Source organism: Archangium sp., assembly GCF_036388035.1.
Taxonomy (GTDB): Bacteria; Myxococcota; Myxococcia; order Myxococcales; family Myxococcaceae; genus Archangium.
Genome location: NZ_DASVSO010000168.1, coordinates 1 through 9,892 on the forward strand (window position 1 = coordinate 1; position 9,892 = coordinate 9,892).

Sequence of the window (9,892 nt, forward strand, 5' to 3'; positions counted from 1 at the left end):
CCGCCTCCGACATGCCCGAGGACATGGTGAGGGTGGTGGACGTCTTCTGCCCCGTGTCCAGGTCCATCGCCGACACGTTCACCAGGCCATCGGTGTTGATCTCGAACGTCACGTCGATCTTCACCTCGCCCCGGTAGCCGATGCGGAAGCCCGAGAACTCGAACTCGCCGAGCATCTCGCACTCATCGGCCCGGTTGGACTCGCCCTGGTAGACGCGGATCTTCACCTTCTCCTGCCCGTCGCGGCTGGTGGTGAAGGTCTTCGAGCGGTCGATGGGCACGGGGGTGTTCTTGTCGATGATCTTCTCGGTGTAGCCGCCCACCGTGCCGATGCGCAGCGACAGCGGCGTCACGTCCACCAGGAAGGTCTCGGTGGCGGAGTCCAGCAGCGCGTTGGCCTGCAGCGCCGCGCCCATGGCCACCACCTGGTCCGGATTGATGCCCTCCTTGGGCTCCTTCTGGAAGTAGTGGCGCACCGAGTTGCGGATGATGGGCAGGCGCGTGGGGCCACCCACCAGGATGACCGCGTCGATGTCCGCCGCCGTCATGCGCGCCGACTGGAGGGCCTCGTCGCAGACCTTGAAGGTCCGCTGCACCAGGTCCATCACCATCCGGTTGAACTGGTCCTGGGAGAGCCGGCCCGTCAGGTCCAACACCTGGCCATTGGCGTCCTGGCAGATGCCCTGGCAGTTGACCTCGGCGTTGCCGTAGGTGCCCACGTCGATCTTCGCCCGCTCGGCCGCGTCCTTGAGCATCTGCAGGCAGAACTTGTTCTGCCGCAGATCCAGGCGCGTGCGCTTCATGAAGTCGTCGGCCAGCCACGTCATGATGCGGTCGTCGAAGTCGTCGCCGCCCAGGTACGTGTCACCGGCGGTGGAGAGCACCTCGAAGACGTCCTTGCCGATCTCCAGGATGGAGACGTCGAAGGTGCCGCCGCCCAGGTCGTACACCACCACGCGCTGGCTGACGTCCCGGCCGAAGCCGTAGGCGAGCGCCGCCGCGGTGGGCTCGTTGAGGATGCGCAGCACCTCCAGCCCGGCGATGCGGCCCGCGTCCTTGGTGGCCTGACGCTGGTTGTCGTTGAAGTAGGCGGGCACGGTGATGGCCGCCTTGGTCACCTCGCGGCCGAGGTACGTCTCCGCGACGGCCTTCATCTCCTTGAGGACGAGCGCGGAGATCTCCGGCAGCGAGTACGTCTCGCCCCGCACGGCGATGCGCACCGAGTTGTTGTCGCCCTCGACGATGTTGTACGGCATCACCGCCTGGGCCTTCTTCACCTCGTCGGAGAAGAAGTAGCGCCCGATGAGGCGCTTGGCCGAGTACACCGTGGACTCGGCGTTGGTGATGATGTTGCGCTTGGCCGCGTTGCCCACCAGCACCGAGCCGTCCTCGAGGAAGGACACGCACGAGGCGTGGGTCGTCTCTCCCCACTCATTGGGGATGACGATCGGTTGGCCGTTCTCGATCACCGACACGCACGAGGTGGACGTGCCCAGGTCGATGCCGATCGCGATGTCGTCCGACATTCCGTCTCCGGTGTAGCAACTGAAGGGCCGTCAGAATCCCAACCCTTGGGAAGGCGCCGGGATGTTAGGCACCTTGCATCCGGGCTGTCAAACGTTCCGTGTGGGTAAACCCCAATCCTTTCAAGGGGTTGGCGAGGTTTACCAGGGGACCGAGCTTGGGTTGAGTGGGGCCGGTGGCGTCATTATCTATTGATGTGAACAAGGGGGTGTACCGCATGTCCGTCGCGCTGGCCGTCCTGACATCCGATCCGAACCTGGTGCGGTGCGAACTGCATCGGCTGGAAGGGCAGGTCGCTCTCCAGGGAGAGGGACGGTCCAATGCCGTGGGCATCGGCGCCTACTCCCAGGATGACGTCCTGCTCCAGCGGTTCCCTCGCGACGCGGACTTGACGCTGGAGTCGCTCGCTCCCCGGCACGAGTCCGAGGCGCTGCTCTTCCATGCCCGGCGGCTGCCGGTGGGGTTGTCGCTGGAGGAGAACACCCAGCCCTTCCGCTCGCGGCGCTGGCTCTTCGCGCACCAGGGCGAGCTCCACGGCTTCGCCGACATGCGGGCCTCGCTGCTGGCCTCCGTGCCGGACTTCCTCCGGCGGCAGATCCGTGGGGAGACGGACAGTGAGGTGGCCTTCGCCTGCTTCCTCCAGCGGCTGTGGGAGACGGGGCACGCGGATGACCCGCGCCTGGAGGCCGAGGTAGCGGGCAGGCTGCTGGCGGACACGGCCCGGGCGCTGTCGAAGGCCTCGGCGCAGGCGGGGGCCGCGCGCACCTCCACGGTGAACCTCTTCGCCACCAACGGCTTCATCCTGGTGGCCACGCGCCTGGGCGGCCAACCGCTGTACTACACGCGGCTGGAGGGGACGGACAGCTGCGAGGTGTGCGGCATCACGCCCACCACGCCCGAGACGCAGCCGGGCGTGGCGGCGCACCGGCGCAGGCGCACGGTGGTGGTGGCCTCGCACGTGAAGCGCCCGGCGGGCTGGGTGGAGCTGCCCGAGGGCACCACGCTGGCGGTGTCGGCGGACCTGCAGGCGCGCCACCTGACGCCGTAGTCAGACGCCGAAGAAGGACGCCTCGAGGAAGCGCACGAAGAGGTTGGCGGCGGCGTGGAAGAGGGCGGCGCCCACCACGCTGCCGGTGCGCTCGCGCATCCAGCCGAAGAGCAGGGCGGGGAAGAAGACGGACAGGCGCCACACCTGGAAGATGGCGAGGTGGCCGAGCGCGAAGAGCACCGCCGTCAGCCAGAAGGCGGGCCCCAGCCGGACGCCGAGGAAGCGCCGGCCCTGGGGCCACGCGTCGCGCAGGCGCGCCTGCATGTAGCCCCGGTAGAAGAACTCCTCGGGCAGGGCCACGACGAAGAGCTGGTCCACCACCCACTCGCCGAAGCGGGGCGGCAGGCGCGGGGTGAAGTGCGCGGGGCCTCGGAAGGGGGCCAGCAGGCGCGCCAGCTCCGGGGGCAGGTGGGGCAGCACCTCCGTCCACAGGGCGAAGGCCCCGAAGAAGAGGGGGAACACCACCAGGCTCACGCCCAGGAAGAGGCGCACGTCCTGCCGCCAGTAGCGCGAGGTGAGGCCGTAGTCGCGGTAGTCCTCGCCGCGCCAGCGCATGGCGAGGAGCGGCAGGTAGAGGAAGCCCACCGTGGCCACCAGCTTGGGGATGCCGGAGCCTCCGAAGAGGAGGAAGGCGATGATGATGCCCAGGAAGCCGAGCGCCCACAGGCCCACCACCTCCTGCACGGCCGTGGGACGCCAGGGCGTGGCCGCCGAGGTGCTCACGGAGTGGCCACCTGCTGACTGGCGGCGAGCTGCCGTCTGACGGACTCCAGGGGCAGGGCCCGGCAGCCACGGCCCTTGCGCTGGACGGACACCGCCACCAGCCGGCCATTCGTGTCGAAGAGGGGGCTGCCCGGGGGGAGGGCGAGGTCCACGTCGATGAAGGGCTCGGGGGCCTTGCGCGCGAGGGCCGCCTCGGGCCTGTCCTTCTGCTTGCCGCGCCCGCGGACGATGCCGATGAGCCACTGGCCCGTGGGGCTCTCGGAGGAGACGCGCACGGGGGCCGCGGGGTAGTCGCCAGCCGGAGCGGCGACGACGGCGACCTTCAGGGACCCGTTGGCGAGCACCACCGTGGCCGGCAGCGTCCGCCCGTCGTACTCCACCTGCGCGGCGTCCAGGCTGACGTGGCGCACGGAGGTGAGCACCTGGCCCTCGGCGCCCACGATGATGCCCGGGCCCGCCTCGCGAGGCCCGCGTACCCGCACCACCGAGCGCTCATGCAGGGCCAGCGCCCGCTGCAGGTCGGCGCGCGACGGGCGCTCCTCGGCGGAGGCGCCGGTGGCGAGCAGGGCGAGGACGAGTGCGAGCAGGCGGTGCGACAAGGCTCGGCGAGCCTAAACCATCTGGGTCAGGTTCTCGCGGGGGTTCGTGTACGAATCGGCCGTCGATGCGTCAATCCACGGTGTGTCACTGGGCGTGGCTACCCCGGGTCAAGAGCCCAGGTGCCTTCTTCCCACCGCTTCAGCGCCTGCCCTGCTTTGAATGAGACCAGCCCCTCGCCCTTGGCGGCCTCCTCCAAGACCGCTTTGGCCTCGTCCGTCCGATGGCGGAGCAGATGCGCGGCGGCCATGACACGCACATCCATGCGCGGGTGTTTGAACAGCACGGCCAGTGCGTCGCGCCCGTCATCACCGTGATCCCGGAGCTTGTCGAACGCAGCGCCGTACTTCTTGGCGTGCTTGTTCCCGGTCTTGGCGTCTCCTCGCCAGATCGCGTCGGTCTGCGCGGCCACGTTTTGAGCGAACTGTTCGACAAGTTCCTCCAACTTCATCACCAGAACCCCTTCATTACTTTCTCGATGGCGATCAGCCCGAATTCGCGTTGTGCCTCATAGGACTGTGTGCTCAACCACTGCCGTACAGTCAGGGTTGCCGAGCCGGTGATATCTCCCTGAATGGACGAGTAAAGCGAGCTGAGACGAGTGTGGATAGCCTTGTCCAACGGAACAATGTTGTCGGTGTTGTGAACGGCATGGGCCCCGAATCGCTTTACGTTGCCCGGCGTCTGCTCGACGATGTGGTGCCACTGTTTCCCAAGGCCCGCCGAGCCCATGGCCTTCTTGAAGCCGCTGAATGAGCCCCATGCCCTGAAACCATTGGGAGAAGTCTTGGCAGCGGCACTGCTCATGGCCCGGGCCGTCATGGCCACAGCCCCAGGAGCAAGGGCGATGGTGACGGTCTCGGCACTCACGGCGATCGTCTCCACTTCTCCCACTGCCGTGAGGTGGATGCCCACCTGCGTCTCCGCCTGCACCGCCGCCTGCATCGATCCGGGCAGTTTCGGCACTGTCGTCGCCAGCCCCGGCGCCGTGTTGCCGATGGCCGCCATGGCCAGCATGGCGAACGCTCGCGCTGCGTTCCGGCCCATGAGCTTGCCGTAGCGCTCGCCCGCCCCACGCAGCTCGTTGAACGAGGTGGCCCGGTCCGCCTCGTCCATCAGCCGCTTGAAGCCCACGACGAGGCCCCAGAAGGTATCGATGCCCACGTAGGAAATAAGCGTGGCGGTCATGACGGCCGCGAGGCCCTTGGAGACCGTCACGTCGGGAATGGAGAGGAGGACCATGTACGTCGTCCACGTCCAGAGGACCGCCGCCACCATGGCATGGGGGTCGGCCATGTCCTTGAACGCCTCCAGCATCTCGTCCAGCACGGCGCCCTTGGCCAGGGCGAGGGCCAGGGCGAAACGGCCATCCCCGTTGACGGTGGGGCCTTCCGTCAACAGGCGCAGACAGTCTCCGGGCCTACCCGTGCGCTCGCACCAGCGCAGGTAGGCGCGCGTCAACTCCACCTCCGCCGCCATTGACTCCTCCAAGAGCTCTCCCGGCTCGTGCGGAGTGATGCGGCGGCTGGGTGTCTCGTACGTGTACGAACCGCTCCGTGCTTCAACCTCGAACAGTCGCCGGGCGGCTTCTTGGGGTCGAGCAGGAGGTCGCACGTCCCGGGCAAGCGTCGCCACGGCTTCCTCGAACGCGTCGTCGTCCACCTCCACTGGCTCGGCGCCGGAGGGTGGAGTGAAGACAAGGGGGTCGGTCCGGCCTGTATCCAGGCGCACGACTCGCGAGGCAGTACCACACCCGACGAGGAGCACCATCAACATGGCCGTGCAACATCGCTTCATGGGAATTCCTCTTGGCCCTGACCATCCCTTGATGGGTAGCCAGCTCAGAAGAATACCCAGAGGGTGCTGCAAACCCCGGAACGGGGCTCATGGGAAGGTCATGCCTCAGCGGGTGACGAGCCAACTGACTCGCGTCAGGCCACTCGCAGCTTGCGGAGCCTGTCCACGAAGCGTTCCGCGGGGAGGGTGTTGAGGATGCTCCCCTTGCGCGCCCAGCCCCGGCGCGCGGTGGCCACGGCGAAGGCCAGGTTGCCCAGGCCCTGGGTATTGTGGGCGTCGCAGCTCACCACCAGCGTCACCCCGCGCTGGACGGCCTGGCGCACGTGCTCGGTCTTGAGGTCCAACCGCGCCGGCGAGCCGTTGACCTCCACCACCACGCCGCGCTCGGCCGCCTTGTCGAGCACCGCCTCCATCCGCAGCGGGTAGGGGTCTCGGCTCTGGATGAGACGCCCCGTGGCGTGCCCGAGGATGTGCAGGTGCGGGTTCTCGAAGGCCTGGAGCACCCGGCGCGTCATCTGCTCCTCGTCCATGCCGTGCCGCACGTGGACGGAGCCGATGACCACCTCGAGCTTCTCCAGCACCGCGTCCGAATAGTCGAGCGCGCCGCTCTCCAGGATGTCCACCTCGATGCCCTTGAGGAGCCGGAGGCCCTGGACGGTCTCGTTGACACGGTCGATCTCGTCCCACTGGCGGCGCAGGTCTTCTTCCTTGAGACCCCCGGCGTAGATGGCGGCCTGACTGTGCTCGGTGACGGTGAGGTACTTCAGCCCCAGCGCCTTCGCCGCCCGCGCCATCTCCTCCAGCGAGTTCTTCCCGTCGGACCAGGTGCTGTGCGCGTGGACGGCACCCTGGATGTCCTCCAGCGTGATGAGATCCTCGGGCAGCCGGCCCTCGAGCGCGGCCTCGATCTCCCCGGTGTCCTCGCGCAGCTCGGGCGGGATGTACTGCATGCCGAGCAGCCGATAGAGCGCGGCCTCGTCGGGGACGAGCAGCTTCTTGCCGTCCGCGTCGTGGACGCCCCACTCGGAGATCTTCAGCCCCCGCTCGTGGGCGAGCCCGCGCAGCCGCATGTGGTGGGCCTTGGAGCCGGTGAAGTGGTGCAGGGCGGTGGCGAAGTCCTCGTCCGGGAGGACGCGCAGGTCCACTTGGAGATCCTTTTCGTGCAGCCGCACCGAGCACTTGCTCTCGCCCCGGCCGATGACGTGGGCCACCTCGGGAGCGCGGGAGAACGCGTCGAACACCGCGGTAGCGTCGGGCGCGGAGGCGATGAGGTCCACATCTCCGATGGTCTCGGCGCGCCGGCGCACGCTGCCCCCGAGGCTCGCACGCACCACGCCAGGGGCGGCCTTGATGGATTCGAGGAGCCGCTCCGCCACGGGCAGGGCCTCCCCGAGCAGGCGCCGGGGGTTGCGGGTGCGCCGATACAGCTCGACGCCGGCGAGGATCTTCGCCTCGCTCTTCTCGCCGAAGCCCGCGAGCTGGCGCACGCGGCCCTCGCGGCAGGCCTTCTCCAGCGCGTCGACACCGTCCACCCCGAGCTGGCGCGCGAGGACGAGGGCCTTCTTCGGGCCCAGGTCGGGCACCTTGACGAGCTCCAGGATGCCCGGAGGGAACTCGGCACGCAGGGTGTCGTAGTAGGCGAGCTTACCGGTGGTGACCAGCTCGGAGACCTTCTCGGCGATCGCCTGGCCGATCCCCGGGAGATCCTGCAGGCGTCCGTCCCGGACCAAGGCACCGAGATCCTCGCCGAGGCCGGTGATGCGGTCGGCGGCGGTGTCGTAGGCGCGGGCGCGGAAGGGGTTCTCCCCCTTCATCTGGAGCAGGAGCGAGATGTCCCGGAGGACCTGGGCCACGGTTGCTTTGTCGGGGGGCATCACGGAAGGAAGTTAATGCCCTCGAAAGGGGGGTGCAGGCGAGCGGAAAAGCAGGCCCCCCCCGCAAGCCCTCCCCGGGCCCGGCCCTGTCGGGATAGAAGGGCGCCGGGTTGTTGATTCCAGAGAGCTACGAGAGACGGAGCCGATGAAGATCAAGCTCGGACCGGCGGACTTCGCCGAGAAGGAAATGCGGGGCTACGAGGTGGGCAAGCGCAGCCTGTGCGTTGCGCGGATCAACGGGCGCTACAAGGGGCTCGACGACTGGTGCAACCACGCGGGGTGCCTGCTGTCCGGGGGCCGCCTGGAGGGGAACATGGTCGTCTGCCCCTGCCACGAGGTCGGCTTCGACATGGACTCGGGGAAGAACGAGACCTCGCCAGGCGTGTGCGATGACCAGCCCACGGTGAAGCTCGAGGTCGAGAACGGCGAGCTGGTGGTCGAGCTGTCCGACAAGGACGTGTAGGAGGAGGACCGGGATGGCACACGAAGGACACGACCACGACGACCATGACCACGGGCACGGTCACGGGCACCACCATCACCACGGGCACGACCACCACCACGGTCATGACCACCACCACGACCACGGGCATGCCCATGACCACGCGCATGAGCACGGGTCCGCGACGGCGGCGGAGCACAAGTCGCACGCGCCGGTGCACGTGAGCGCGTTCGTGGTGACGTGCTCGGACACCCGCGACGAGTCGAAGGACGAGAGCGGGCGGGTGCTGCGCGAGCTGCTGGAGGGGGACGGGCACTCGGTGAGCGGCTACCGCGTCATCCAGGACGAGCCCGAGGCCATCCGCGCGATGCTGAAGGAGGCGCAGGCGGTGGGAGCGCGAGCGGTGATCTTCAACGGTGGGACGGGAATCGGCCGCCGGGACAGCACGGTGGAGACGCTGCAGGCCCTGTTCGAGAAGACGCTGCCGGGCTTCGGCGAGCTGTTCCGGGCGCTGTCGTACAAGGAGATTGGCAGCGCGGCGATGATGTCGCGAGCCACGGCGGGGACGTACCAGGGGATGATCCTCTTCGCGCTCCCGGGCTCACCGCAGGCGGTACGGCTCGGCCTGCAGCAGCTCATCCTGCCGGAGCTGGGCCACGCGGTGCGCGAGCTGACGCGCTGAACCGCGAGGCAAGATTGTCTCGGCGTGTCAGACGGCTGGCGCTCAGCGCCTCAAGGGACGCTTGGCGCGAATCCCCAGCTGTCCGTCCGCGTTCAGACGTGCGGTTTCCAGCCCACGGACGTTCTCGTCTGTTGCGCTCGTCTGGTTGTGAAACGTCCAGTCGAGACCCCGGTGCCCCGCCTTCAGGACGATTCCCGGACCGCCGGGCGCTGGCACCCAGCGGCCTTGGATCACCTTGCGGTCGCGGGTTCTCCACTGGTACGTGCCAGCGGCGTTGACACGAAGCTTCTCGTCGGCCGCCGCGTAGGCGTACTCGGTGGTCTCCGTGCCGCCGCTGACGGTCGTGTTCATGGCCATGACCTCTCCGAGCTCCCAGTCACCCACGAAGAACCGGGTCCAGAACGGCTCCCGGCTGCGTCCGCTGACCAGTCCCCAATCGTACCAATCCTCATCCCCCTGCCAGCGGGTACCCGAGATGAGGTACTTGCGCACGCCCAGGGGGATGTCCTTCGAGGAGGAGTCTCCCTCCGGGCCGACCTCCTTGATCACGCCCGGCTTCCAGCCGGTCGGCTCCAGGAACTGCACCTCGTCGCCCACTTTGTACGTCTTGAAGGCCGGCCAGCGTGTTGCTCCGGCCGTCGCCGGCGCGCTCGTGGGCTGCTGAGGCGTGGCGAGGCGGTTCGGTGGAAGTGGAGGGTTGGGCTGCGCCGGGCGTGGAGGAGCCACAGCACCGGGGCCCACAGAGCCGGAGAGGAGCTTCGCGATGTCGGTGTGTCCAGCGTCTCGGGCCATCTCCATCGGTGTGCGCCCCACCTTGTTCTTCAGCCGCGGGTCTGCGCCCCTCTCCAACAGCCGACGAACGACCGTTCCCTGCCCGTTGATCGCCGCGACGTGGAGCGGCGTCCATCCGGTGAGCGGGTCCTGCCAGTTCGGATCCAGCCCCTCGCCGAGCAGGCGCTCGGCCCAGGCGGTGTCCCTGGTGTCGATGGCGACTTGGAACTCGTTGAACACCTGGGCCTGCGGCCGGCTCTGGGCCGAGGCTGAAGCGGCCACCGCGAGCAGGATCACCGGGAGGATGGCGAAGATACGTTTCATGCGTTCGGGTCAGAGGCGCAGGTCAAGAGGATGAAACATGCATGGTCCGACCAACGGAACTTCCCATGAAAGGTCGCGCCCGGCCAAGAGCCTGTAAAGCCATGCGAGTGC

10 protein-coding genes are annotated in these 9,892 nt (G+C 68.2%); 3 read left to right on the top strand and 7 right to left on the bottom strand.

Going from position 1 to position 9,892, the window contains the following annotated elements; translation table 11 throughout:
- Positions 1–1,525 (bottom strand): molecular chaperone DnaK (gene dnaK, locus VF697_RS07450; protein ID WP_331092802.1); only part of this gene is annotated, 1,525 nt, incomplete at its 3' end.
- Between the two features lie 215 nt (positions 1,526–1,740).
- Between dnaK and VF697_RS07455 the strand changes: the two genes are divergently transcribed.
- Positions 1,741–2,571, top strand: a complete 831-nt coding sequence (locus VF697_RS07455) for a class II glutamine amidotransferase (protein WP_331092803.1) — start codon at positions 1,741–1,743, stop codon at positions 2,569–2,571.
- Here VF697_RS07455 and mrtX read toward each other — a convergent pair whose 3' ends face one another.
- The 5 genes from mrtX to polX form a co-directional block, all read right to left on the bottom strand.
- A complete protein-coding gene (gene mrtX / locus VF697_RS07460; RefSeq protein ID WP_331092804.1) occupies positions 2,572–3,294 on the bottom strand; it encodes a myxosortase MrtX in 723 nt (240 codons plus the stop codon).
- Positions 3,291–3,893: a serine protease gene (locus VF697_RS07465; RefSeq protein WP_331092805.1), complete on the bottom strand. Its 603-nt coding sequence runs from the start codon at positions 3,891–3,893 to the stop codon at positions 3,291–3,293. The genes mrtX and VF697_RS07465 overlap by 4 nt, the downstream gene beginning before the upstream one ends.
- A 98-nt stretch (positions 3,894–3,991) precedes the next feature.
- Positions 3,992–4,342 carry a DUF2019 domain-containing protein gene (locus VF697_RS07470; RefSeq protein ID WP_331092809.1) on the bottom strand — a complete coding sequence of 117 codons (351 nt, stop codon included), beginning with the start codon at positions 4,340–4,342 and terminating at the stop codon, positions 3,992–3,994.
- Positions 4,342–5,688 carry a hypothetical protein gene (locus VF697_RS07475; RefSeq protein WP_331092806.1) on the bottom strand — a complete coding sequence of 449 codons (1,347 nt, stop codon included), beginning with the start codon at positions 5,686–5,688 and terminating at the stop codon, positions 4,342–4,344. Before VF697_RS07475 ends, VF697_RS07470 begins: the two co-directional genes overlap by 1 nt.
- 134 nt (positions 5,689–5,822) lie before the next feature.
- Positions 5,823–7,562, bottom strand: coding sequence for a DNA polymerase/3'-5' exonuclease PolX (polX, locus tag VF697_RS07480; RefSeq protein WP_331092810.1), 1,740 nt, complete (start codon positions 7,560–7,562; stop codon positions 5,823–5,825).
- 145 nt (positions 7,563–7,707) lie between these two features.
- Here polX and VF697_RS07485 point away from each other — a divergent pair, with 145 nt between their 5' ends.
- Positions 7,708–8,025 carry a Rieske (2Fe-2S) protein gene (locus tag VF697_RS07485; RefSeq protein ID WP_331092807.1) on the top strand — a complete coding sequence of 106 codons (318 nt, stop codon included), beginning with the start codon at positions 7,708–7,710 and terminating at the stop codon, positions 8,023–8,025.
- Between the two features lie 193 nt (positions 8,026–8,218).
- Entirely contained in the window at positions 8,219–8,686 is a 468-nt protein-coding gene (locus VF697_RS07490; RefSeq protein WP_331092811.1) for a molybdenum cofactor biosynthesis protein B, read from the top strand.
- A 42-nt stretch (positions 8,687–8,728) separates the two neighbouring features.
- On the opposite strand, the gene VF697_RS07495 is transcribed toward VF697_RS07490, so the two are convergent.
- Positions 8,729–9,781: an ankyrin repeat domain-containing protein gene (locus VF697_RS07495; RefSeq protein ID WP_331092808.1), complete on the bottom strand. Its 1,053-nt coding sequence runs from the start codon at positions 9,779–9,781 to the stop codon at positions 8,729–8,731.
- Positions 9,782–9,892: the final 111 nt, after the last annotated feature.